21 protein-coding genes are annotated in these 25,677 nt (G+C 54.5%); 16 read left to right on the top strand and 5 right to left on the bottom strand.

All coding sequences use genetic code 11. The features are described from left to right. The first annotated feature begins 158 nt into the window (after positions 1-158). The 3 genes from ABDW13_RS20210 to rlmM are packed head-to-tail and all read left to right on the top strand — an operon-like array spanning position 159 to position 2,614. Entirely contained in the window at positions 159-1,076 is a 918-nt protein-coding gene (locus tag ABDW13_RS20210; RefSeq protein WP_007891745.1) for a transcriptional regulator GcvA, read from the top strand. A gap of 49 nt (positions 1,077-1,125) precedes the next feature. Further along, positions 1,126-1,521, top strand: a complete 396-nt coding sequence (locus ABDW13_RS20205) for a DUF423 domain-containing protein (RefSeq protein ID WP_343554329.1) — start codon at positions 1,126-1,128, stop codon at positions 1,519-1,521. Further along, positions 1,514-2,614, top strand: coding sequence for a 23S rRNA (cytidine(2498)-2'-O)-methyltransferase RlmM (gene rlmM, locus ABDW13_RS20200; RefSeq protein WP_343554328.1), 1,101 nt, complete (start codon positions 1,514-1,516; stop codon positions 2,612-2,614). The genes ABDW13_RS20205 and rlmM overlap by 8 nt, the downstream gene beginning before the upstream one ends. A 182-nt stretch (positions 2,615-2,796) precedes the next feature. Here rlmM and xni read toward each other — a convergent pair whose 3' ends face one another. The 3 genes from xni to queF form a co-directional block, all read right to left on the bottom strand. Next, positions 2,797-3,555 (bottom strand): flap endonuclease Xni, encoded by a 759-nt coding sequence (gene xni, locus ABDW13_RS20195; RefSeq protein ID WP_343554327.1) that lies wholly within the window; start codon positions 3,553-3,555, stop codon positions 2,797-2,799. A gap of 37 nt (positions 3,556-3,592) precedes the next feature. Next, positions 3,593-4,954 (bottom strand): nucleotide 5'-monophosphate nucleosidase PpnN, encoded by a 1,362-nt coding sequence (gene ppnN, locus ABDW13_RS20190; protein WP_343554326.1) that lies wholly within the window; start codon positions 4,952-4,954, stop codon positions 3,593-3,595. Between the two features lie 185 nt (positions 4,955-5,139). Further along, the gene (queF, locus tag ABDW13_RS20185; protein ID WP_343554325.1) at positions 5,140-5,985 is read right to left on the bottom strand and encodes an NADPH-dependent 7-cyano-7-deazaguanine reductase QueF; all 846 of its coding nucleotides are present in this window, start codon (positions 5,983-5,985) and stop codon (positions 5,140-5,142) included. Positions 5,986-6,047: 62 nt separating this feature from the next. Between queF and syd the strand changes: the two genes are divergently transcribed. From syd to ABDW13_RS20165, 4 genes are all read left to right on the top strand, one after another. Next, the gene (syd, locus tag ABDW13_RS20180) at positions 6,048-6,596 is read left to right on the top strand and encodes a SecY-interacting protein (RefSeq protein WP_343554324.1); all 549 of its coding nucleotides are present in this window, start codon (positions 6,048-6,050) and stop codon (positions 6,594-6,596) included. 589 nt (positions 6,597-7,185) lie between these two features. Then, positions 7,186-7,512, top strand: a complete 327-nt coding sequence (locus ABDW13_RS20175) for a YqcC family protein (RefSeq protein ID WP_343554323.1) — start codon at positions 7,186-7,188, stop codon at positions 7,510-7,512. Then, positions 7,512-8,291: a tRNA pseudouridine(65) synthase TruC gene (gene truC, locus ABDW13_RS20170; protein WP_343554322.1), complete on the top strand. Its 780-nt coding sequence runs from the start codon at positions 7,512-7,514 to the stop codon at positions 8,289-8,291. The genes ABDW13_RS20175 and truC overlap by 1 nt, the downstream gene beginning before the upstream one ends. Positions 8,292-8,303: 12 nt before the next feature. Continuing rightward, complete coding sequence (locus tag ABDW13_RS20165) at positions 8,304-8,750, top strand: flavodoxin (RefSeq protein ID WP_343554321.1); 447 nt, start codon at positions 8,304-8,306, stop codon at positions 8,748-8,750. Between the two features lie 148 nt (positions 8,751-8,898). Here the strand turns inward: ABDW13_RS20165 and garD are convergent, their stop codons facing one another. Further along, positions 8,899-10,458, bottom strand: a complete 1,560-nt coding sequence (gene garD, locus ABDW13_RS20160; RefSeq protein WP_343554319.1) for a galactarate dehydratase — start codon at positions 10,456-10,458, stop codon at positions 8,899-8,901. A gap of 507 nt (positions 10,459-10,965) precedes the next feature. Between garD and ABDW13_RS20155 the strand changes: the two genes are divergently transcribed. From ABDW13_RS20155 to ABDW13_RS20130, 6 genes are all read left to right on the top strand, one after another. Next, positions 10,966-12,312, top strand: coding sequence for an MFS transporter (locus ABDW13_RS20155; RefSeq protein WP_343554318.1), 1,347 nt, complete (start codon positions 10,966-10,968; stop codon positions 12,310-12,312). Positions 12,313-12,321: 9 nt separating this feature from the next. Next, the gene (locus ABDW13_RS20150) at positions 12,322-13,662 is read left to right on the top strand and encodes an enolase C-terminal domain-like protein (protein WP_343554317.1); all 1,341 of its coding nucleotides are present in this window, start codon (positions 12,322-12,324) and stop codon (positions 13,660-13,662) included. A 16-nt stretch (positions 13,663-13,678) separates the two neighbouring features. Further along, the gene (gene gudD, locus ABDW13_RS20145; RefSeq protein WP_343554316.1) at positions 13,679-15,010 is read left to right on the top strand and encodes a glucarate dehydratase; all 1,332 of its coding nucleotides are present in this window, start codon (positions 13,679-13,681) and stop codon (positions 15,008-15,010) included. A 52-nt stretch (positions 15,011-15,062) separates the two neighbouring features. Next, on the top strand, positions 15,063-15,830 hold the full coding sequence (gene garL / locus ABDW13_RS20140; protein ID WP_343554315.1) for a 2-dehydro-3-deoxyglucarate aldolase: 768 nt from the start codon (positions 15,063-15,065) through the stop codon (positions 15,828-15,830). 19 nt (positions 15,831-15,849) lie between these two features. Continuing rightward, complete coding sequence (gene garR, locus ABDW13_RS20135) at positions 15,850-16,734, top strand: 2-hydroxy-3-oxopropionate reductase (protein ID WP_343554314.1); 885 nt, start codon at positions 15,850-15,852, stop codon at positions 16,732-16,734. A gap of 84 nt (positions 16,735-16,818) precedes the next feature. Further along, entirely contained in the window at positions 16,819-17,958 is a 1,140-nt protein-coding gene (locus ABDW13_RS20130; protein WP_343554313.1) for a glycerate kinase, read from the top strand. Between the two features lie 156 nt (positions 17,959-18,114). On the opposite strand, the gene barA is transcribed toward ABDW13_RS20130, so the two are convergent. Further along, complete coding sequence (barA, locus tag ABDW13_RS20125) at positions 18,115-20,841, bottom strand: two-component sensor histidine kinase BarA (RefSeq protein ID WP_343554312.1); 2,727 nt, start codon at positions 20,839-20,841, stop codon at positions 18,115-18,117. A gap of 91 nt (positions 20,842-20,932) precedes the next feature. Here barA and rlmD point away from each other — a divergent pair, with 91 nt between their 5' ends. The 3 genes from rlmD (at position 20,933) to mazG (ending at position 25,392) form a co-directional block, all read left to right on the top strand. Then, positions 20,933-22,249, top strand: coding sequence for a 23S rRNA (uracil(1939)-C(5))-methyltransferase RlmD (gene rlmD / locus ABDW13_RS20120; protein ID WP_343554311.1), 1,317 nt, complete (start codon positions 20,933-20,935; stop codon positions 22,247-22,249). A 32-nt stretch (positions 22,250-22,281) separates the two neighbouring features. After that, positions 22,282-24,513, top strand: coding sequence for a GTP diphosphokinase (gene relA, locus ABDW13_RS20115; RefSeq protein WP_343554310.1), 2,232 nt, complete (start codon positions 22,282-22,284; stop codon positions 24,511-24,513). Positions 24,514-24,600: 87 nt separating this feature from the next. Further along, positions 24,601-25,392: a nucleoside triphosphate pyrophosphohydrolase gene (mazG, locus tag ABDW13_RS20110; protein WP_343554309.1), complete on the top strand. Its 792-nt coding sequence runs from the start codon at positions 24,601-24,603 to the stop codon at positions 25,390-25,392. Positions 25,393-25,677 lie beyond the last annotated feature (285 nt).

Here is a 25,677-nt window from a genome sequence, read left to right as displayed (position 1 = left end):
AGAAATCTTTTCGTTCCGGCTCAGGAAGTGCGGCAACTATAGGTATTTGCTGGAGCTTCCTCAACGGACAAATTATAATGTCTCGGATTAAAAAAACTAATACGTAGCGACTTTGTATAAGTTGAAGTATTACCTAGTAAATCCGGATACGGAAAACCATGTCAAAACGCCTTCCGCCGCTTAATGCTTTACGCGTCTTCGATGCCGCTGCCCGCCATTTGAGCTTCACAAAAGCTGCTGAAGAGCTGTTTGTGACCCAGGCTGCTGTCAGCCATCAGATCAAATCTCTGGAAGATTTCCTCGGTCTAAAGCTGTTTCGCCGGAGGAATCGTTCGCTTTTACTGACAGAGGAAGGGCAAAGCTACTATTTAGACATCAAGGAGATTTTCTCCGCGATCAACGATGCAACGCGTAAGCTTCAAGCGCGCAGCGCCAAAGGTGCGCTAACGGTAAGTTTGTTGCCAAGTTTCGCGATTCAATGGCTGGTGCCACGCCTTTCTAGCTTTAATATGGCTTATCCGGGCATCGATGTGCGTATCCAGGCGGTGGACCGCGATGAGGAGAAATTAGCCGATGATGTGGATGTGGCGATTTTCTACGGTCGCGGCAATTGGCCTGGCTTGCGGGTGGAAAAATTGTACGCCGAATATTTGTTGCCGGTCTGCTCACCCATGTTGCTTACCGGCGATCATCCGCTGAAATCGCCGGCTGATTTAGCGCACTGCACCTTGCTGCATGATGCGTCGCGTCGCGATTGGCAATCGTATATTCGCCAGCTTGGCTTGCAGCATATTAATGTGCAGCAAGGCCCGATTTTCAGCCACAGCGCAATGGTGTTGCAGGCTGCGATTCATGGTCAGGGCGTGGCGCTGGCGAATAATGTGATGGCGCAGAGTGAAATTGAAGCCGGACGTCTGGTCTGTCCATTTAATGACGTATTGGTCAGTAAAAATGCTTTTTATCTGGTTTGTCATGACAGCCAGGCAGAACTGGGTAAAATAGCCGCCTTTCGCCAGTGGATCCTGGAAAAAGCGGCCAATGAACAAGAAAAATTCCGTTTTCGCTACGATCACTAACGCATTGATGGCCGCACAGTGATGTGCGCAATACCTTGAGGATTGTTTGATGTCCAGTCGTGCGATGTTTGTTTTTGCCGCCATCAGCGGATTTCTGCTGGTGGCGTTTGGTGCTTTCGGGGCGCATGTACTGAGCAAATCGCTTGGTCCCGCAGAAATGGCATGGGTGCATACTGGCCTTGAATATCAGGCGTATCACACGCTGGCGATTATCGGCTTGGGTGCTGCTATGCTGCGTCGCGCCAATATCTGGTTTTACTGGAGTAGCGCCGCACTGGCGCTCGGTACCGTGTTGTTCAGCGGCAGCCTCTATTGTCTGGCGCTGTCGCACATGAAGTTTTGGGTTTTTGTTACGCCAGTGGGCGGCTTGTGCTTCCTTATTGGCTGGTTCTTGATGTTGATTGGCGCGCTGCGTCTGAAACGAAAGGCAGATCGCCATGAATAAAGTTTTACTCTATTGCCGTCCGGGATTTGAGAAAGAGTGTGCGGCAGAAATCAGTGCCAAAGCCGCGGAGCGCGAAATTTACGGCTTCCCGCGTGTGAAAGAGGATTCCGGCTACGTTTTGTATGAATGCTATCAGCAGGAACACGCTGAAAAGCTGATCCAAACGCTGCCGTTTGCTGAGCTGATCTTTGCGCGTCAAATGTTGGTGGTTGGTGAACTGTTGCGTGATTTGCCGCAGGAAGATCGCATCACGCCGATTGTCGGTATGCTGACAGGCGTGGTGGAAAAGGGCGGTGAACTGCGCGTTGAAGTGCCAGATACTAATGAAGCCAAAGAGCTGACCAAGTTCTGCCGCAAGTTAACGGTGCCGCTGCGAGCCAGCCTACGTGAAAGCAAAATTCTGCTTAACTACGAAACACCGAAGCGCCCGGTGGTGCATGTGTTCTTTATTGCACCAGGCACTTGCTACGTTGGCTATTCGCTGCCGGAAAACAACTCACCGTTCTATATGGGCATCCCGCGCTTGAAGTTCCCGTCCGATGCGCCAAGTCGATCAACGTTGAAATTGGAAGAAGCATTCCACGTCTTTGTTCCAGCCGATGAGTGGGACGAACGTCTCGCCAGCGGTATGTATGCGGTTGACTTGGGGGCATGTCCAGGCGGTTGGACTTATCAACTGGTGAAACGCAGCATGTGGGTGTTTGCCGTCGATAACGGCCCGATGGCACCAAGCCTGATGGATACCGGGCAGGTTACACACTGTCGTGAAGATGGTTTTAAATTCCGTCCGCCGCGCACCAACATCAGTTGGTTGGTATGCGACATGGTAGAAAAACCGGTGCGTGTTGCCAGTTTGATGACTGAATGGCTGGTCAACGGTTGGTGCCGTGAAGCCATCTTCAACCTGAAGTTGCCAATGAAGAAGCGTTATGAAGAAGTGACGCAGAATCTGGCAATGATTGATGATGCGCTGAAAGCGCAAGGTATCAATGCCCAGATTCAGGCGCGCCAGTTGTATCACGACCGTGAAGAAGTGACGGTGCACGTTCGTCGTTTGTGGGCGGCAGTGGGCGGCCGTCGCGACGAGCGCTAATCCGCCGTCATACTTTGCGCTATAGCGGCGTTGGCTGCGTTTGCTCGCCCCGGTCACATACTGATGTATGCTCCCGGGGACTCTCAAACTTGCCGCCTTGCTGTCGCACAAATTATTTTGCAGGATCTCTAGCGGGTGCTGCACATGACAGGTTTTCGTAGGGTCGCCATTTATGGTGACCGCTATTTAGCGTTATATCTTAATGTGTTGAGATTGCCTTGAAGTACCAAATCTCGTTTCAATGTTGATACCTGGCGACACACTTCCGCCATTTCCCGCTGTTCCTGCAACTTCCCTTGCCACTTGCTTGGCACGTCATCCCAGCGCTGATAAATCGCATCCAGCGAGCCGAACTGCACCATCAGTTCGCGGGCACTTTTCGCGCCTATACCCGCCACGCCGGGAATTTTACTGCTGCTGATGCCGCATAAGCCCCAATAATCCGGCAACTGCGCGGGTGCGACACCGAATTCTTGCTCGATAAAAGGCACATCCAACCAACGCTTTTGGAAATAATCGCGGATGCGAATATTCGGCGCCAGCAGCTGGCAATATCCTTTATCGGTGGAGACGATGGTCGCTTGATGTCCTGCATTGGCCATTTTTACTGCCAGCGTGGCGGCGAGATCGTCGGCTTCGTCTAAATCGGCAACCCAGCAACTAACGCCTACGGCTCGAAAGGCCTCTTGCAGCGCGGGCATCTCTTGCTGCAAATCCTCTGGCATCGGCGGGCGGCCAGCTTTGTAATCAGGTAACAACTGATGACGCCAACCCGGTAAACGTTCATGGCTGTCAAAAACCGCGACCACATGCGTCGGTTGCGTGTGGCCTAACAGTTGATGCAGAGCCGCAACGCAGCTATCACGGCACGGCGAACCTTGCACCGCATGCAAGCGGCGAATCAGGTTAAGCGCATCAATAATCAGAAGATGAAACGACATAGCGATAGCGGCAGCCCGCAGGCTGCCTTCCTGGAGGTTATTTGATGATTTCGTAGCAAGGCGTGTAGGCGCTGCCCGGCAACTTCATACGCTGCTGCGCGACAAAACCTTGCAGCAGTTCATCCATGCGGTGCATGAGATTGGCATCGCCATGCAGCTTGTAAGGTCCTTTCTCACGAATTTCACGGATGCCGATCTCTTTCACGTTACCGGCCACAATGCCCGAGAAGGCGCGACGCAAATCGGCGGCCAGCAGCTCAGCAGGCTGATCGGGGAACAGCTTGAGGTTCGCCATGTTTTCGTGGGTCGGTAAGAATGGCACCTGCAATTCTGGCGCGATTCGAATTGACCAGTTAAAGCTGTAGGCATCGCCGGTTTCACGACGATATTCCTTCACCTGCGGCATCGCTTTTTTCATCAGACGCGCGACTTCAGCCGCGTCATCAATGATGATTTTGTAATGCTTACGCGCAGCTTCGCCCAAGGTGCTAACGATGAAGTCATCCAGCACGCGGAAGTAGTCGGCGCTCTCTTTTGGTCCAGTCAGAATAAGCGGCAGTACCTGATCGTTGTTATGCGGGTTCATCAAAATCCCCAGCAAATACAACAACTCTTCCGCGGTGCCCACGCCGCCAGGGAAAATAACGATGCCATGCGCGATACGCACAAAGGCTTCGAGACGTTTTTCGATATCCGGCATGATGATCAGTTCATTGACCAGCGGATTCGGTGGCTCAGCGGCAATGATCGACGGTTCGGTCAGACCGATAAAGCGGCTGTCGTGATAGCGCTGCTGTGCATGGCCGACCGCCGCACCTTTCATCGGTGCTTCCATTACGCCCGGTCCACAGCCGGTGCAAATGTTGAGTTCGCGTAAGCCCATTTGCGTGCCGACGTTGCGGCAATATTGGTATTCCACTGCGTTAATCGAGTGGCCGCCCCAGCACACCACGGTATTCGGGTATTCGCCAATGTGCAGCGCACGCGCGTTACGCAGGATGGAGAACACCTGATTGGTGATGTGTGCTGAATCTTCAATTTCAGGCTGGCAGCGTTCAGTCGCGGCGAGTTGACCGTTCACAAACAGAATGTCACGCAACACAGCAAACAGGTTGGCTTGCAGTGAGCGGATAATGCGGCCATCAACAAATGCCTCTTCCGGCGGGTTAATCAGTTCAAGTTTTACGCCGCGTTCACGACGTAAAACGTTGATATCAAAACTTTCAAAGCGCGAAAGTAATTCCTGGCTGCTGTCGGTTTGGCTACCTGAATTTAGAACTGCCAGGGAACAGTTACGAAACAGTTGATATAGGTCGCTGCTGGCCGTGCGCTTCAGCATGTCGACTTCTAATTGGGAGAGCAGATCCATCGAGCCAAGCGGGCTGATATGTGTAATCAAGAGAACTCCTTTACACGCAAATGCGTGACTGATGACGCTGCGCTTAACTTATTGAGCGCAGTGACGAAAATCCTTGGGAGCGCAGGGTGTGAAATTGCGCCTACCACAGAGTAACGTTGTCCGCCGTGAATGCTCAAGAGGAACCGCGCATCCGTGCTGCGGCCTGCGAGGCGTCTCGCAATCTATTACTGGCGAACCAGGCGGGAATATCCCGGAGAGAAGGGCACGTTGCTGCGCCACGGGTTAATGTCGAGACCGCCGCGGCGAGTGTAGCGTGCATAAACGGTGAGCGCTTCGGGTTGGCAAAAGCGTTGAACGTCGTTGAAAATGCGTTCAACACACTGCTCATGGAACTCATTGTGCTGGCGGAATGAGATCAGATAACGCAGCAAGGCTTCGCGATCGATACGTGGGCCTTTATAACGAATCATCACTGAACCCCAATCTGGCTGATTGGTGATCAAACAGTTGGATTTCAGCAAATGGCTGACTAACGTCTCTTCAACCAATTCGTTGCCGGTGGCTTGCGCCAGATAATCGGCATTAAAGGCATAATCACCGATTTCAATGTCTTGCTCATCAATCACTTCACCGCTGAAATGACCAATAGGTTGGCCCTCCACTTCACTCAGGCGGAACAGCGCAACGCTGACTTCACCATCTGCGCAGGCGCTGAGATCGCGTTCCAGCGTTTGGCGTACTTCGCCCCAGTCAGCGAAAATGGTCTGGTTAAAGCTGTTAAGATAGAGTTTGAAACTCTTGGACTCGATCAGGTTTTGGCTATCGGCGCGCAGCACCACTTCGCCGACCGCCACTTGCGGTACGCCTTTACTGTTCAGCCAGGAGAGTTCGTATAACGTCCAGATATCTGCGCCAGTAAACGGCAGATTATCGGGATATAGCCCAAGCGGTTCGCGATTCAGGCTGCGCGGCACTGATTGCAGCAGCGTGTTATCGTAGCGATCGACATAAGCCGTGGGTTTGCCTAAGGTCAGGCCACTTAATGCCTGAGCGTGGTTTTCAGAAGACATAACGGTTACCACTAAATTCCATCAAAGTGGCTAAGTGTAACCCAACACCAGCGAGAATATGAATGATGCAGCACACCGCAGACGCCCTGCGTGAGTTTACCGCCCGCTATGTTGAACATTGGCAGCAACAAGCCGGGCATTTGCCAGCCAGCAGCGAGCTGTTGGGCGTACCATCCGATTGTATTGTTAGCACGCTGGATGATCGCGTGTTATGGCAGCCGCAACCCTTTACCTTGCCTGCCACGTTAGAGGCGGTCGAGCGCGCGTTAGATCTCCAATTGCAACCCGAAATCACCGCCTTTTACACCACGCAATTTGCTGGCGACATGACGGCGCAGTTTGTTGATCGCCCGATTACCTTGCTGCAAGTGTGGAGCGAAGACGATTTCACCCGCTTACAGGAGAATCTGATTGGTCATCTGGTGATGAAGCGCCGCTTAAGGCAGAGTCCAACCTTATTCATCGCCACAACCGAGTCAGATAATGAAGTTATCGCCGTGTGCAATCTCACCGGCGAGGTGATTGTTGAGGAGCCTGGCACTAAAAAGCGTGAGATTCTTTCTCCTGGTATTAAGACATTTCTTAATGATTTACAACCGGTTAGTTGGTGAGTTGCAGATTTTTAGCCGAGGCTCTGTGAGAGATCTCTCACATATGCTGTGCGAGATCGCTAGATCATTTTGCAGAGCTCTGGACGTCCGAGATGTAAAAATATTGTGAATCATGAACTTATGGTATCAATCCGAAAATCAAGACATGGCTTGATCCTTTAACGCCGCTTACTGGCTTGTTATTGCGATGCTTTCTGACAGAATAGCTACCACTGGCAGGATGCTGGGGATAAAGAGATGTTCAGGAGAACGTCAGCCAGGAGGCGGGAACGTAACGGAGTTTACGGCACACGGAAGGCTTCAGGATGAAGCAGGACACTCAGGATTGAGTAACGGACACCTCCAGGACGGAGAATGAGAGCCATGCGGAATGTGGCGGGCCAGGATGCTAAGGACCAATGTCATGATGACAAGCGACGGAAAGCGCAGGAACAGTTGTCATGGATGAGCAGGGAGCACAGCAGTGGCGGGAATGCTGCAAACGAAAACCGGGAGCACTGTAACAACAGTGCTCCCTTTTTTTATGCTTTTTTGCGCCCGGCGCGACTGATGATATGCTTGCCGCCCAAATTTTCTCTGGAGGTGGCGTATGTCGTCGCAAATGATTATTCAGCGCCTGCAACAGGTCGAAGCGGTTATGCGCGAACACGGCCACTGGCAAGCACAATCCCCTGAGGCGCAAGCCTTCACCAGCACCGAACCTTTCTGCCTTGATACCATGGAACCGTTGCAATGGTTGCAATGGGTTTTCATCCCGCGTTTCCATGCGTTAATTGCAGCCGACGCGCCGCTGCCGAAAAACTTCGCTATCGCACCTTATTATGAAGTGGCATTGCCCAACGACACGGCGGGTTATGCGGCATTGCAAGCGGTGCTGGTGAAGTTTGATGCGCTGTTCCAGGATGCGGCGATCTAATGCTCGAAATCCTCTATCAAGATCAATGGCTGGTGGCGGTGAATAAACCCGCTGGTTGGCTGGTACATCGTAGTTGGCTTGATCGTAATGAAAAAGTGGTCGTGATGCAGACGGTGCGCGATCAGATCGGGCAGCACGTTTTCACCGTCCATCGCCTTGACCGTCCGACGTCTGGCGTACTGTTGATGGCGTTATCCAGCGAAGTGGCGCACTTACTGGCGCAGCAGTTTGAGCAGCACCAGATGCAGAAGACTTATCACGCTGTGCTGCGTGGTTGGCTGGAAGGCGCTGCCACGCTGGATTATCCGCTGGTGGAAGAGCTGGACAAGATTGCCGATAAGTTCGCGACGCAAGAACCGGTCGCGCAACCGGCGGTAACCGATTATCAGGCGCTGGCCCACGTAGAAATGCCGGTTGCCATCAGCAAGTATAATAGCGCGCGTTATACCTTGGTTGAGATGGCGCCACACACTGGCCGCAAGCATCAGTTGCGCCGTCATATGGTGCATCTGCGCCATCCAATTATTGGCGACAGCGCGCATGGCGATTTGCGACAGAATCGCGGTGCATCGGCGCATTTTGGCCTGAATCGTTTGATGTTGCATGCCAGTGCGCTCAGCTTTACCCATCCGGTTACCGGCGAGCCGCTGGTGATCCGCGCCGGATTGGATCGCGTCTGGCAGAACATGCTGGAGCAATTTGGCTGGCAGGATCAGATCCCTGATGTTCCCAGGGTTGAGTTTGCCGATGAGGCAGTCCAGGATAAGCCGACAGAATAAAGGAGCATCACAATGGCAAAGATTGGCATTTTTACAGGTACGGTTTACGGCAATGCGTTGCTGGTTGCTGAAGAAGCGCAGCCGGTGCTGGAAGAGCAGGGGCACGACGTTAAAGTGTTTGAAGATCCGTCATTGGCGGATTGGCAAGCCTACAGCAAAGATGTGGTGTTGATTGTGACGTCTACCACCGGTCAAGGCGATTTCCCGGATAACATCGCGCGTTTGTATGTGGCGATCCGTGATCAAGTGGGTTATCAGCCTGAGCTGCGTTACGGCGTGATTGCGCTGGGCGATAGCAGCTATGAGAATTTCTGCGGTGCCGGTAAAACCTTCGATGCTACGTTGCAGGAGCAGAGCGCCAAGCGTATTGGTGATGTGCTGCTGGTGGATGCCACGGAAGATCCTGAGCCAGAATCTGTGACCACGCCGTGGGTGGAGAGCTGGGGTAAGTTGCTTTAAGCGCGCTTTCCCTCACCCTAACCCTCTCCCATAAATGGGAGAGGGAACCGTACAAAGCGATAAGATAAATTTGCACCCAACCTAAACATCTCTCTGAACAACCCCCTCGCCCGCTTGCGGGAGAGGGTTAGGGTGAGGGCAAGACAGCTTACGTCACCGGCGCAGGATTAAACACCGCCAGCTGATTACGAATCCCCCAACGATCGGACCACGTCTGTTTGCGGCCGCTAGCGATCTCCAGAATCAACTCAAACAAGCGCCAACCCACCTGCTCAATACTCTCTTCACCGGTGGCAATGGTGCCAGCGTTAATATCCATCAAATCATGCCAACGCTCGGCCAGCGCATTGCGCGTTGCCATTTTGATCACCGGAATCGCCGCTAAGCCATATGGCGTACCGCGACCGGTAGTAAACACTTGCAACGTAATACCGGATGCCATTTGTTGCGTGCCACAAACAAAATCACTGGCAGGCGTCGCGGCATAAATCAGCCCACGTTGGGTAGGACGTTGTCCCGGTGACAGTACTTCAACGATCGGGCTGCGGCCAGATTTCGCAATCGATCCCAGCGCTTTCTCCACCACATTGGCTAATCCGCCTTTTTTATTGCCAGGCGAAGGATTGGCGCTGCGATCGGTTTGTCCCTGGCTGAGATAATCGTCGTACCACGCCATCTCTTCCAGCAGACGTTTGCCAACCGCTTCATCAACCACGCGTGGCGTCAGCAGATGAATGGCATCGCGCACTTCAGTCACTTCCGAGAACATTACCGTGGCGCCACAGCGCACCAGCAAATCAGAAGCAAATCCTACCGCCGGATTGGCCGTCACGCCGGAGAAGGCATCGCTGCCGCCACATTGCGTGCCAATCACCAGGTCTGAAGCGGGGCAAGTCTCGCGCTGACGCTGGTTGAGCTTTTTCAAATGGCGCTCGGCCACCTGCAAGATTTCATCCACCATCGCGCCAAAGCCGACGTGGCGCTCATCTTGCAACCGCACAATATCGTTGTCGTCGAGGGAGATCGCTTGCACATCCGGCGTGCCGGTCAGCAGACGTTCCGGCTGAAGTTTTTCGCAGCCGAGACTGACAATCATCACTTCGCCGCCGAAATTGGGATTGAGCGCCAGATTGTGAATGGTACGAATCGGTACCACCGCCGCGGGTGCGTTGATTGCCACGCCACAGCCATACAGGTGATTCAGCGCCACCACGCCATCGACGTTGGGATAGCGCGGCAGCAAATCACGTTCAATGATCTGCACCACATAATCCACCACGCCCGCCACGCAGTGCACGCTGGTAGTGATGCCGAGCAGATTGCGTGTGCCAACGCTGCCATCGGCGTTGCGATAGCCTTCAAAGGTGTAGCCTTCCAGCGGCGGCAAGGCGGGCGGCACATTGTTGGCCAGCGGCAAACTATTGAGTGGCGGCGCTTCGGGCAGCGCCACCAACGATTCTTCGATCCAGCTACCTTGGGCAATCGGACGCAGCGCGTAGCCAATCACTTCGCCATAACGCAGGATTGCCCCATTTTGTGGGATATCGCTCAGCGCAACTTTGTGCCCTTGCGGCACATGCTCAATCAGTTGTAAGCCGTCGTCGAAACGTGTGCCAGACGGCAAACCTTGATTGTTGACCACAATCGCTACGTTATCGGCATCATGGACTTTGATATACAGCGGTTTTTCTGTCAGAGGACGGTTCATTGCTCACCTTCCAGTTCGTCGCACTGTACTTAGCAGCGCGGTTTAAAATGCTTCCATCACGTCATCGTTTTTTGCCAGCCTCAGTATATGCAGGGGGATGGGCGCGCACATTGTGCAACTGACTGGCTTTAAGGGGATTTATCCCGGCAATTTGGTTCGTTTAACCAAAAGCAAGTGAAGGGACTCACAAACTGACCGTTAGCTGTTTGTTTAGTGAGCAGATCCAGCAGGGAAAAAACCGTTCCGTGAGCCACGCCGCAGCGTTATGTGCAGATGCCATAAAAACAGCTTTAAATTCCGCAAATCCTCATGCGTTCTTCCAGTGTTTCGCCTCCAGGCTGTTCCTATACTGATTCTCGTTCTTCGACGTTAGGTTATTCGTCACGACGCATCATCGTATTGCCAATATAAAAATCGCCGTGTTTAACCCAACATCATTCTGATACCCAACGCGATGTGTATGCAGTCAGAGTGGATGTAGCGTTCGCTATATTTCAGGAGTGCATCATGAATAGTTACAGCCAGACAGCGGAAGCGGTGCAAAAGCGCACCAATGCCCGTTACTGGATTGTGGTGATGTTATTTATCGTCACCTCGTTCAACTACGGTGACCGCGCAACCATTTCGATTGCCGGTTCCGCGATGTCCAAAGAGATCGGCCTCGATTCGGTTGGATTGGGCTACATCTTCTCCGCCTTCTCATGGGCTTACGTTATTGGTCAGATTCCTGGCGGATGGTTGCTCGACCGCTTCGGATCAAAACGCGTTTACTTCTGGAGCATCTTTACCTGGTCGCTGTTTACCTTGCTGCAAGGCTTCGTCGACGTGTTCAGCGGCTTCGGCATCATCGTGTCGCTGTTTATGCTGCGCTTCCTGGTTGGTTTAGCCGAAGCGCCATCCTTCCCGGGTAACAGCCGCATTGTGGCGGCGTGGTTCCCGGCGCAGGAGCGTGGTACTGCGGTAGCGATCTTCAACTCGGCGCAATACTTCGCCACGGTGATCTTCGCGCCAATCATGGGTTGGTTGGTGTCAGAAGTGGGCTGGGCGCATGTGTTCTGGTTCATGGGCGGCTTGGGCATCATCCTCAGCTTCATCTGGCTGAAAGTGATTCATGATCCCAACGATCATCCGGGCGTGAACAAAGCGGAGCTGGAGTACATGGAGCAGGGCGGCGCGCTGATTAATATGGACGCGAAAAAGTCTGAGCGCAAAGTGAGCTGGAGCGAGAAGTGGTACCAAATCAAACAGCTGCTGACCTCACGCATGATGTTGGGTATCTACCTCGGTCAGTATTGCGTCAACGCCTTAACTTATTTCTTCATTACCTGGTTCCCGGTGTATCTGGTGCAGGCGCGCGGTATGTCGATCCTGAAAGCGGGCTTCGTCGCCTCCATTCCAGCGGTGTGTGGCTTCCTGGGCGGTGTGTTGGGCGGGGTGATTTCCGATTACCTGATGCGTAAAACCGGATCGCTGAACATCGCGCGCAAAACGCCGATTGTGCTCGGCATGCTGCTCTCTATTTCAATGGTGATGTGTAACTACACCCAAACCGAATGGGTGGTGGTGTTCTTCATGGCGCTGGCGTTCTTCGGCAAAGGCATTGGTGCGTTGGGTTGGGCAGTAATGGCCGATACCGCACCGAAAGAGATCAGCGGCTTGAGCGGCGGCCTGTTCAACATGTTCGGTAACTTCTCCGGCATCGTTACGCCAATCGCCATCGGCTATATCATCGCCACCAGCGGATCGTTCGAAGGTGCGCTGGTCTATGTCGGTATTCATGCGTTTGTTGCCGCATTCAGCTTCCTGGTGATTGCTGGCGATATCAAACGTGTCGAACTGAAAACCCGAGCATAAGGACGGATTATGACTACGCAAAGCACGCCGATAATCACCGATATGCAGGTGATTCCGGTTGCCGGTTACGACAGCATGCTGCTCAACATTGGCGGCGCGCACAGCGCCTGCTTCACCCGCAACATTGTGGTGTTGACCGATAGCGCCGGACATACCGGCGTAGGTGAAGCGCCGGGCGGCGAGACCATTTACCAAACCTTGGTTGAGGCGATTCCGCAGGTCAAAGGCCAGCAAGTTGCGCGCATGAATCGTCTGGTGCAGCAGGTGCACAAAGGCAATCAGTCGGCGGATTTCGATACCTTCGGCAAAGGCGCGTGGACGTTCGAACTGCGCGTCAACGCGGTGGCGGCACTGGAAGCCGCGTTGCTGGATCTACTCGGTCAATGCCTCGGCGTGCCGGTGGCGGAATTGCTTGGCCCCGGTCAGCAACGTGATGAAGTTACCGTGCTGGGTTATCTGTTTTATCTCGGCGATCGCCGCAAAACCGATTTGCCCTATTTGACCGGTGAAGGTGCCAGCCATGATTGGTATCACTTGCGCCATCAGGAAGCGTTAACGCCTGAAGCAGTGGTGCGCCTGGCGGAAGCGGCGCAGGACAAATATGGCTTCAAAGATTTCAAACTCAAAGGCGGCGTGCTACCGGGCGAGCAGGAAATCGCCTCGGCGGCAGCACTGAAAAAACGTTTCCCGGATGCGCGCATCACAGTGGATCCCAACGGTGCGTGGACGCTTGATGAAGCGATTCGCTTATGCAAAGGCATGGGCGATGTGCTGACTTACGCTGAAGATCCGTGCGGGGCCGAGCAAGGTTATTCCGGCCGTGAAGTGATGGCGGAATTCCGTCGTGCCACCGGTTTGCCGGTCGCCACCAATATGATCGCCACCAACTGGCGCGAGATGAACCACGCGGTGATGCTCAATTCAGTCGATATCCCGCTGGCCGATCCGCACTTCTGGACGCTGAGCGGCGCGGTGCGTGTGGCGCAGTTGTGCGACGACTGGGGCCTGACGTGGGGCTGCCACTCCAATAACCATTTCGACATTTCGCTGGCGATGTTCACCCACGTGGGCGCCGCTGCGCCGGGTAAACCCACCGCCATTGATACGCACTGGATTTGGCAGGAAGGCGATCAGCGCCTAACCAAAGAACCGCTGCAAATTCGCCACGGCAAAATCGCGGTGCCGGATAAGCCGGGCTTGGGCGTCGAGCTGGATTGGGATCGCCTGCATCAAGCCAACGCGTTGTACAAATCGCTGCCGGTCGGCGCGCGCAATGACGCCACCGCCATGCAGTATCTGGTTCCCAATTGGTCATTCGACCGCAAGCGTCCAGCATTTGGTCGCGGCTAAGTCTAAGGAGCAGGAAATGAGTCAGACACCGAAAATCACATCGCTACAGGTCATTCCGGTGGCCGGTCACGACAGCATGTTGCTCAACCTGAGCGGTGCACATTCGCCGTTTTTCACCCGTAACATTGTCATTATCAAAGACAATGCCGGACATACCGGCGTGGGTGAGATTCCAGGCGGCGAAAAGATTCGTCAGACGCTGGAAGACGCAGCGGCGCTGGTGGTGCAGAAAACTGTTGGTGAATACAAAAACATTCTCAACCTGGTGCGCAGCACCTTTGCTGACCGCGATTCCAGCGGCCGTGGCAACCAAACCTTTGACCTGCGTACCACCATTCATGTGGTAACCGGCATTGAAGCGGCGCTGCTCGATCTGCTTGGTCAGCATTTGGGTGTCAACGTGGCATCGCTGCTCGGTGATGGCCAACAGCGCGACCGCGTTGAAATGCTCGGCTATCTGTTCTACGTCGGCGATCGCAAGAAAACCGCGCTGCCGTACCAAAGCCAGGAAAATGACAAGTGTGATTGGTATCGCCTGCGTCATGAAGAAGCGCTGACGCCGGATACCGTGGTGCGTTTGGCGGAAGCGGCATATGAAAAATATGGCTTCAATGATTTCAAACTGAAAGGCGGCGTGCTGCGCGGCGGCGAAGAGGCGGAAGCGGTAACCGCACTGGCGAAGCGTTTCCCGCAGGCGCGCGTGACGCTTGATCCCAATGGTGCCTGGTCACTGAACGAAGCGATTCTGCTCGGTAAGCAACTGAAAGGCGTGCTGGCCTATGCCGAAGATCCGTGCGGCGCGGAGCAAGGTTATTCCGGTCGCGAAGTGATGGCCGAATTCCGTCGCGCCACCGGTTTGCCTACCGCCACCAACATGATCGCCACCGATTGGCGTCAAATGGGCCACACCTTGTCACTGCAATCGGTGGATATCCCGCTGGCGGATCCGCACTTCTGGACGATGCAAGGCTCGGTGCGCGTGGCGCAAATGTGCCACGACTTCGGCCTGACGTGGGGCTCGCACTCTAACAACCATTTCGACATTTCGTTGGCGATGTTCACCCACGTAGCCGCTGCTGCGCCGGGCGCGATTACCGCTATCGATACCCACTGGATTTGGCAGGAAGGCAATCAACGCCTGACCAAAGAACCGTTCCAAATCAAAGGCGGCATGGTGCAGGTGCCGCAGAAACCGGGGCTGGGTGTTGAGCTGGATATGGATCAAGTGATGCAGGCCAATGCGCTGTATCAGAAACACGGTTTGGGCGCGCGCGATGATGCGCAAGCCATGCAATATCTGGTACCGAACTGGACTTTCGACAACAAGCGTCCGTGCCTGGTGCGCTAACTTTTCCGGCTCCCCGCGCGGGAGCCTGCTGTGACCGACAGGAGTAAAGACAATGAGCAATGCCTGGCCGAACCCTTTTCGTCGCCGTTTACTGGCTGGAGAAACCTTGATTGGCAGCTGGTGCGCGCTGGCAAATCCGCTAACTACCGAAGTGCTGGGCCTGGCGGGCTTTGACTGGTTGGTACTGGATGGCGAACACGCGCCAAACGACATCACCACTTTTGTGCCGCAACTGATGGCGCTGAAAGGCAGCCATAGCGCCGCCGTGGTGCGCCCGCCGTGCAATGAACCAATCATCATCAAGCGTTTACTGGATATCGGCTTTTACAACTTCCTGGTGCCGTTTGTCGAAACCGAGGAAGAAGCGGTGCGTGCGGTGGCATCCACCCGTTATCCACCAGCCGGTATTCGCGGTGTATCGGTTTCGCACCGCAGCAACATGTACGGCACCTTGCCGGACTACAACAGCACCATCAACGACAACATCACAGTGCTGGTGCAGATCGAAACGCAGCAAGCGGTCGACAACATTGACGCGATTGCGGCTGTCGATGGCGTCGATGGCATCTTCGTTGGGCCGGGCGATCTCTCGGCGGCGCTGGGTTATCTCGGCCAACCGGCACATCCGGAAGTGCTGAAAGTGATTAAACACGTGTTTGAACGCGCTAAAGCGGCGGGCAAACCAAGCGGCATTCTGGCACCGGTGGAAGCCGATGCGCGTCGCTATCTGGAATGGGGCGCCAGTTTCGTGGCTGTTGGCAGCGATCTGGGTGTCTTCCGCAACGCCACGCAGGCGCTGTGTGACAAATTTAAAAAATAACTGACTGAGAGGAAAGGCAATGAAAATTGGATTTATCGGCCTCGGCATTATGGGCAAACCGATGAGTAAAAACCTGGTGAAAGCCGGTTATTCGCTGGTGGTGCGTGACCATCATGAAAGCAATGAAGCCGAGCTGGTGGAGCTGGGCGCGAAAGTGGCGAAATCGCCAAAAGAGGTGGCTGAGCAGGTAGACGTGGTGATCACCATGGTGCCGAATTCGCCGCAGGTGAAAGAAGCTTGCCTTGGCGAACACGGTATTATTGCCGGTGCCAAGCCCGGTTTGATTGTCATCGACATGAGTTCCATCGCGCCATTAGCCAGCCGCGAAGTGCATGATGCGCTGGCGGCAAAAGGCATCAAGATGCTGGATGCGCCAGTCAGCGGCGGCGAACCGAAAGCGATTGAAGGGACGCTTTCAGTGATGGTCGGTGGTGATAAAGCGGTGTTTGACCATTGCTACGATATCATGAAAGCAATGGCCGGTTCGGTGGTGCACACCGGCGATATTGGCGCGGGCAACGTCACCAAGCTGGCGAATCAGGTGATTGTGGCGCTCAATATCGCGGCGATGTCAGAAGCGCTGTCATTGGCAACCAAAGCGGGTGTAAATCCTGAGTTGGTGTATCAGGCGATTCGCGGCGGTTTAGCAGGCAGTACGGTGCTGGATGCTAAAGCGCCGATGGTGCTGGATCGTAACTTCAAACCAGGCTTCCGCATCGATCTGCATATCAAAGATCTGGCGAACGCATTGGATACTTCGCACGAGATCGGCGCGCATCTGCCGCTGACGGCCTCGGTGATGGAGATGATGCAAGCGCTGAAAGTGGACGGGCAGGGTACTTCCGACCATAGCGCGCTGGCCTGCTATTATGAAAAATTAGCGAAAGTTGAGATCACCCGGTAATACCCTTGCCCGGCGTCAGTGGATGCCGGGTGGATCGTTACCTCCGCAGGACGGATTTCCGTCATCAACCGCGCTGGATTGCCTATGAAAATTGTCATCGCACCGGATTCATATAAAGAGAGTTTATCCGCCCTGGAAGTAGCTTCGGCGATTGAAGCGGGATTCCGCGAAATCTTTCCTGAAGCTGACTACGTGAAAATACCGGTCGCCGACGGTGGCGAAGGCACGGTTGAAGCGATGGTGGCGGCAACACAGGGAAACATTGTCCGGCTGACGGTTACTGGACCACTCGGCAAGCCAGTGGATGCGTTCTATGGTTTGTCGGGCGATGAGCGCACCGCATTTATCGAGATGGCGGCGGCCAGCGGGCTGGAACTGGTGCCCGCTGCGCAGCGCGATCCGCTGATCACCACCTCATTTGGCACCGGCGAGCTGATTAAAGATGCGCTCGATCGTGGTGTCGATCACTTCATTATTGGCATTGGCGGCAGCGCCACCAACGATGGCGGTTCCGGCATGATGCAGGCGCTGGGCGCGCATTTGCTGGATGCCAACGGCAAGGAGATTGCTTACGGTGGCGGCGCATTGCCACAGTTAGCGCGCATTGATATTCAACAGTTGGATCAACGGATTAAGCTGTGTCGTTTTGAAGTGGCCTGCGATGTCACCAATCCCTTGACCGGCGACAAAGGCGCTTCGGCGATATTTGGTCCACAAAAAGGGGCGACGCCGCAGTTGGTCAAACAACTCGACGATGCGCTGGCGCACTATGCGAAGATCATCCACCGAGATTTAGATATCGACGTTCTGCATATCGCCGGCGGCGGCGCGGCAGGCGGCATGGGCGCGGCGCTGCATGCGTTCTGTCACGCTGAATTGCGCAGCGGCATTGAGATTGTCACCGAAGCGTTAGGATTAGCCGAGCAGGTGAAAGATGCCGATTTGGTGATTACCGGTGAAGGGCGCATTGATAGCCAGAGCATCAACGGCAAAGTGCCGATTGGTGTGGCGAAAGTTGCCAAGCAGTTTAACAAACCAGTGATTGGCATTGCCGGCAGTTTGACGGCGGATGTCGGCGTGGTGCATCAGCATGGCTTGGATGCAGTATTCAGCGTGCTGTTTGGCATTTGTACGCTGGATGAAGCGCTGGCGAATGCGGCGCAAAATGTGCGCCTGACGGCGCGCAATGTCGCCGCGACGCTCAAGGCTGGGCAAGGTTTGTAAGGTGCTCGCTGTCCCCCATCCCAACCTTCCCTCGCAGGCAGGGGAAGGGGCCGATCGGTGCGCAGGCGAAGTGGAGTGCAACATTATCCGAACACACCGACCGGTTCCCTCTCCCACGCGTGGGAGAGGGCTAGGGTGAGGGGCAGCGAGCACAGTTTATGAAGCCAACAACTTCCTCGCCTCACGCGCCACATTCGCCATCTCGTCGCTCAGTTCCAGCAACTCCGGTTCCAGCGCCTCAATATCGCTTTCCTGATGCAAGCTTTTCTCTAACTGCTGACACAATTGCTTCAGGCGCGGCACGCCGCTGTAGCTGGCGCTGCCGTGCAACTTGTGAATAATTTCGCGCAGGGCAACCACATCGTTACTCGCCATCGCCTTCTCCACGCGCTCTTCCACTTCCGGTAGGAAATCCAGCAGCATTTGCAGCAAATCGCGCGCCAGATCGGCTTTATTCGCCGCCTGTCTTAGCGCCAATGCCCAATCTAACGATGGCGCGACATCCGGCTCCAACGGCTGTGCCACCGGCTGATTCGGCGTGTAGCGCTGCAATAGCTGACTCAGCTTGTCCTCATCAATTGGTTTCGCCAGATAATCATTCATGCCAGCATTGATCAGCTGCGCGCGTTCGCCATCCAGCGCGTGCGCAGTCACCGCGACAATCGGCGTGTTGGCGTGCAGCGGCAAACTGCGAATGATTTCGCTGGCGCGGATGCCATCAATATCCGGCATTTGTATATCCATCAAAATCACGTCGAGCTTATGCAAACGCGCCTGGCGAATCGCCTGCTCGGCGTTATCGCACAGAATGATATGCTGAACCTGCTCCTCCAGCAGCGCGCCGATCAATTTGAGGTTGGCGGGATTGTCATCCACCGCCATCACCGTCAGCGGTTGCCGTGCGCTGCGCGGTTGCGCATCGCTTTGCCAATCATGTAAATCCAATAGCATCGGCAACAAACGTGTCAGCGATACCGGTTTGGCGATACAGCCAGCAATGCCGCGCGCGCGCAGATCGTCGGCGAACAGCATCATTTCACTCGGCAGCGCCAGCAACACTGAATCTGCTCTTTTGCGCAGATTTTTAATAAAGCTATCCGGCAGCGTGGTGGGATGCGGATCGGTTACCGACAAGCCCATCAACAACAGCGGGAAATGGCTATCCGGCATCTCATCCAGGCTGGCGAAGTGCTGAATTTGCAGCGGCGTGATGCTCAGCATCTCCTGCACCGCTTTTGCCACCGCCAGATGTGGCTCAACATAAGCCAGCGGCGTGGCGCGCAAATCATCCAGCATGCGCGGAATGGCGGGAGCGTTGGGATTGAGATCGAGATGAATATGTACCCAGAAGGTCGAACCCGAATTCTGGCGGCTGTGGAAAGCAATCTCGCCGCCCATTTCACTCACCAGTTTCTGGGTGATCACCAAACCTAAACCGGTGCCGCCGTGGCGGCGTGTGATGCTGGCATCGGCCTGGCGGAATGCCTGGAACAGTTGCGATTGCTGCTGCTCGGAAATGCCGATGCCGGTATCGTGCACCTGAATTTCCAGCTCGACGCGCGTAGTGCTGAGGCTGCGCAGTTCAACGCGCAAATCGATGTGACCGTGCTCGGTGAATTTAATCGCATTGCCCAGCAGGTTAATCAGGATCTGCTGCAAGCGCAGCGGATCGCCAATCACATTATCCGGCACCTGCTTTTCCAGACAGACGGTGATTTCTAACCCTTTGTCATGCGCCGACGGTGCCAGCAGCACCAGCGTTTCATCCAGTGTGGCGCGTAGCGGGAACGGGATCGATTCCAACACCAGTTTGCCGGCTTCCAGTTTGGAGAAATCCAGCACGTCATTGATGATGCTAAGTAAGTTATTGGCCGAGCGCTCAATGGTGCTCATGTAGTCGCGCTGGTTGGTGCTCAGCCCGGTTTTCAACATCTGGCGGGTAAAGCCAATCACGCCATTCAGCGGGGTGCGTAACTCGTGCGACATATTCGCCAGAAACTCGGACTTGATACGCGCGGCTTCCTGAGCGCGCTTCTTGGCTAAGTCCAACTCAACGTTTTGAATCTCCAGCTGTTCCAGCGTTTCACGCAGATCGTAAGTCGCCTGATCGATGTTTTGCTGCATCTCTTCGTGGTAAGCGGTAAGCGACATCGCCATCGCATTGATGCCGTTTTTCAGGATGCTTAATTCGCCCAGCATGTAGCCATCAACGCGGCTGTCGAGCTGGCCACGACGAATACGATCAACCGTTGACACCATGTTGCGAATCGGGCCGGTAACATCGCGCATCAAGCGATAAGCGAACAGCATGGCGATGCATAAACAGAACAGCAGCAGCAACGTGGCGACAAACACTTCTTTGTACTGCTCCAGCCGCACCGATTGCAGATCCAACTCAATCGCCACATAACCGAGCGGATTGCCGGCCGGTTTGGCGTCTTCACCCGGTAGTTCATCCACCGAATAGCGTTCAGAGATGATCGGCGTGCGCAGAATCATCACATTGCCTTGCCGCTCAACGGAAATGCCATCTTCCAGCGTCGAGATATCCTCTTTTTGCAACAGCGACAGGTTTTGATTGTTGTTCGAGGTGACGTAGACGTGATTGTTGTTGTCGAAAATGGTGATGGCACGGACAATATCGGAGTGACGACGGTGCAGCAGGCTGACTAATTCGCGAATCGCATCGCGATTGTGCCACGTCATACCGTATTCACTGGAAACCGCCAGCGGTTCAATGATATTGGCGCCCGCATCGTGCACTTGATGCTGCAATTCGTTGTAGCGGTGCACCACGAAAAAGGTGCTGAGCAGCAAGCCAATCATCAGCGTTGGCGCCAATATTAAAATCATCATTCGCGCCCGCAGGCTGTATTTGGTCATAATTGTGGCCTGGCGATTCCTGGCATTTTTTATCCCTGTGCAAGCGCCATTAGCGGCGGCACACCCAATAAAGTCGAGATTTCATAATACTATGGCGCAATTTTACTCCGCAAAACAGCGTGTGACGACTAAGCAGCGCATCACCGTCACCATTGAAGACCTTGATCCGTTTGGACAAGGTGTGGCGCGGCATAAAGGCAAAGCGATATTTGTCAGCGGCGCGCTGCCCGGAGAACAAGCGGAAGTTACGGTGCTGGAAGACAAGCGTCAGTACGCTCGCGCCAAAGCCAATAAGATTCTCAATCCTAGCCCACAGCGAGAAAAACCGCGTTGCGTGCATTTTGGCGTATGCGGCGGTTGCCAGCAGCAGCACGCTTCGGTGGCGTTGCAGGAAGAGAGCAAAGCGCGTGCTTTGAGCCGCATGCTGAGTCGTGAAGCGCCGCTGCCGGTCAAGGTCGATGAAATCATCAGCGGCGATGCGTGGGGTTATCGCCGTCGCGCGCGATTGGGGTTGCAGTGGCAGCCTAAACAGCAGCGGCTGCACATGGGTTTTCGTCAGGCGGCCAGCAACGAACTGGTTGAACTGAAGCAATGCCCGATTTTGGTGCCCGAACTTGAAGCGTTATTGCAGCCGCTGCACCGTTGCCTGAGCGATCTCCACGCGGTGAAGCGTTTGGGGCACGTTGAATTGGTGCTGGCCGATAATGGCCCGCTGATGGTGTTGCGTCATCTTGATGCATTATCCCAAGACGATCGCGCAAAACTGGAACGCTTTTCGCATGAGCAGCAAGTGGCGCTGTATCTGGCTGATGGCAGTGACAGTTTGCAGGCATTAAGCGATCGCCAACCGTTTTACCGCTCGTTTGATTTGCCGCTCAGCTTTAGCCCGCAGAATTTTATTCAGGTCAATGACGGCGTCAATCAGCAGATGGTTGCCAAAGCCATTGAATGGCTGGATTTGCAGCCAGACGATCGTGTGCTGGATTTGTTTTGCGGCATGGGCAACTTCACTTTGCCAGTAGGAAAGTTCGTACAAAATGCTGTAGGTGTGGAGGGCGTTGCAGCATTAGTGCAGCAGGCAGCGTATAATGCTGAGCAGAATAATCTCAAGAATGTTCGCTTTTTCCAGCACAACCTGGAAGAAGATGTGTCGCGTCAGCCGTGGGCGACGCAGGGATTTAACAAGGTGTTACTGGATCCAGCGCGTGCTGGGGCCGCGGGCGTGATGGCGCATGTGGTTAAACTTGCGCCACAACGTGTGGTCTATGTTTCCTGTAACCCGACAACACTTGCACGAGACAGTCAGACATTACTGTCAGCGGGCTACCATTTGGAAAGGGTCGCGATGCTGGATATGTTCCCTCATACCAGCCATCTCGAGTCCATGGTGCTGTTTAGCAAAACATAAGCGATGTCCACATCGCTGTGGCAGGAGAGGATATGGTTGCGGTTAGAAGTGCGCATTTAAATACGGCGGGCGAATTTGCCCTGGACCAGTGGATCGCCAGCTTAAACATTAAAGACCCGCAATCTTGTCAACGATTGGCGGATGCATGGCACTACTGTGAAGCCGAGACGCACAACCATCCTGATCAAGCTCTGCTGCTGTGGCGCGGTATTGAGATGGTGGAAATTCTCACCATGCTCAGTATGGACAACGATAGCCTGCGCGCCGCGCTGCTGTTCCCGCTCGCCAACGCGGATGTGGTCAGCGAAGAGGATCTTGAGCAAGCATTCGGCAAAGGCATCGTGATGCTGGTGCACGGCGTGCGCGACATGGATGCCATTCGCCAGCTGAAAGCCATTCACAATGATTCGATGGCGTCTGAGCAGGTGGATAACGTGCGCCGCATGCTGCTGGCGATGGTGGAAGATTTCCGCTGCGTGGTCATCAAGCTGGCGGAACGTATCGCCCATCTGCGTGAAATGAAAGACGCGCCGGAAGATGAGCGCGTGCTGGCGGCGAAAGAGAGCACCAACATCTACGCGCCGCTGGCGAATCGCCTCGGCATCGGTCAGCTCAAATGGGAGCTGGAAGATTACTGCTTCCGCTATCTCCATCCTGACGAATACAAACGCATTGCCAAACTGCTGCATGAACGCCGCATCGATCGCGAAGGATATATCGAAAACTTCGTTGATAACCTGCGCGCCGAAATGCAGAAAGAGGGCGTGCGTGCTGAAGTTTATGGTCGTCCAAAACACATCTACAGCATCTGGCGCAAGATGCAGAAGAAGTCATTGGCTTTCGACGAACTGTTCGATGTACGCGCGGTGCGTATCGTCGCGGAGCGTTTGCAGGATTGCTACGGCGCGCTCGGTACGGTGCATACGCTGTATCGCCATTTGCCGAACGAGTTCGACGATTACGTCGCCAATCCCAAGCCCAATGGTTATCAATCGATCCATACCGTAGTACTTGGCCCGCAGGGCAAAACGGTCGAAATCCAGATTCGTACCCGTCAAATGCATGAAGATGCGGAACTGGGCGTAGCGGCGCACTGGAAGTACAAAGAAGGCCCAACGGCGGCGAATGCGCGTGGCGCGGCAGGGCATGAAGGCCGTATTGCGTGGCTGCGCAAATTGATTTCCTGGCAGGAAGAGATGGCCGATTCTGGCGAAATGCTGGAAGAGGTGCGCAGCCAGGTATTTGATGATCGCGTTTACGTGTTTACCCCGAAAGGAGATGTGGTCGATTTACCAGCCGGCTCCACGCCGCTCGACTTCGCCTACCACATTCACAGCGATATCGGTCACCGCTGCATTGGCGCCAAAATCAGCGGGCGCATCGTGCCGTTTACCTACCAGTTGCAGATGGGCGATCAGATCGAAGTGATCACCCAGAAGCAGCCGAACCCAAGCCGCGATTGGCTTAACCCAAATCTGGGCTATATCACCACCAGCCGCGGGCGTTCGAAAATTCACGCCTGGTTCCGCAAACAGGATCGTGACAAAAATATCGCGGCCGGTCGCCAGATCCTCGAAAACGAGCTGGATCAGATCGATGTCAGCATGCGCGAAGCAGAGAAGCTGCTGCTGCCGCGTTACAACGTTAGCTCGCAGGATGAGTTGCTGGCGATGATTGGTGGCGGCGATATTCGTCTCAATCAGATGGTCAACTTCCTGCAAGGCAAGCTGCATAAACCGAGCGCCGAAGAGGAAGATCGCGAAGCCTTGCGCCTGTTGACGCAGAAATCGCACGCGCCATCTTCACGTAAAGAGAGCGGCCGCGTGGTGGTGGAAGGCGTGGGCAACTTGCTGCATCACATTGCGCGTTGCTGCCAGCCAATTCCAGGCGACGACATCGTTGGCTTTATTACCCAAGGCCGCGGCATTTCGATTCACCGCGCTGATTGCGACCAGCTCACCGAGCTAACGTCGCATGCACCGGAACGTATCGTTGATGCGGTGTGGGGCGAAGATTACTCCAGCGGCTATTCGCTGGTGGTGCGCGTCACTGCCAACGACCGCAGCGGCTTACTGCGTGACATCACCACCATTTTGGCTAACGAGAAGGTCAACGTGTTGGGCGTTTCCAGCCGCAGCGATACCAAGAAACAACTTGCCACCATTGATATGGATATCGAGATTTACAATCAGCAAGTGTTGGGCCGCGTGTTGGCGCGACTTAACCAGGTGCCGGATATCATCGACGCGCGCCGCTTGCATTGATTTAGAGTCGTTTGTCCCCCATCCCGACCTTCCCCCGCTCGCGGGGGAAGGAGACGCTGCCACATGTACATTCCCCAAGGATTTCCCATGACACCGTTAAACCGCCTGCTCACCATCATGCAAACCCTGCGCGACCCGGAGCGCGGTTGTCCGTGGGATCGTCAGCAAACCTTTGCCTCGATAGCGCCTTACACGCTGGAAGAAACCTATGAAGTGCTTGATGCCATTCAGCGTGAAGATTTCGACGATCTGCGCGGTGAACTCGGCGATCTGCTGTTCCAGGTGGTGTTCTACGCGCAAATGGCCGATGAGCAACAACGCTTCAATTTTGACGATATCTGTAACGCCATCAGCGACAAACTCGAACGCCGCCATCCACACATTTTTGGCGATGTCGAAGCGGCAACCAGCGCCGACGTGCTGAAAAACTGGGAAGCAATCAAACACAGTGAACGCGCGGAAAAGTCGCAGCATTCGGTGCTGGATGATATTCCCAAAGCGTTGCCGGCTTTGATGCGGGCGCACAAAATCCAGAAGCGTTGCAACACCGTTGGCTTCGATTGGGACAACCTTGGTCCGGTGCTGGATAAGGTGCATGAAGAGATCGATGAAGTGATGCATGAAGCGCAGCAAGCGGTGGTTGATCACGCCAAGCTGGAAGAGGAAATTGGCGATTTGCTGTTTGCCACCGTCAACTTATCACGCCATTTAGGCAGCAAAGCGGAAATCGCCTTGCAGAAAGCCAACGACAAATTTGATCGCCGCTTCCGCCAGGTTGAAACGATCATCGCCTCACAAGGTTTAACCATGCATGACGCCACGCTGCATCAAATGGAAGATGCGTGGCAGCAAGTTAAAGTTATGGAGAACAAAGGTTAACGCACTTCGTCTCTTTTGCTGATTATTCCAGCGCTGCATATAATTTCGCCGCTTGAGCTTACTCGATTCAGCCTTGCGGTGACTTTGTGACGTACATCAACATTTCGCACCATGCTATCCGCTATGTTACCGGCTGACCTGTGGAGGACGATGGTGTGATTCATCAATTGTGGCTTAAGACGACTTCAAGTATACTATTTTCCCGTCTTGGTTATTCCACCGTCTTTAAACCTAAACTCTCAGGTTCAGCATGACAACGAATTATATTTTTGTGACCGGCGGGGT

It is taken from the genome of Pantoea sp., from assembly GCF_039594315.1.
In the GTDB taxonomy this organism is placed as follows: domain Bacteria; phylum Pseudomonadota; class Gammaproteobacteria; order Enterobacterales; family Enterobacteriaceae; genus Pantoea.
This window is presented reverse-complemented; position numbering and strand designations above follow the sequence as displayed.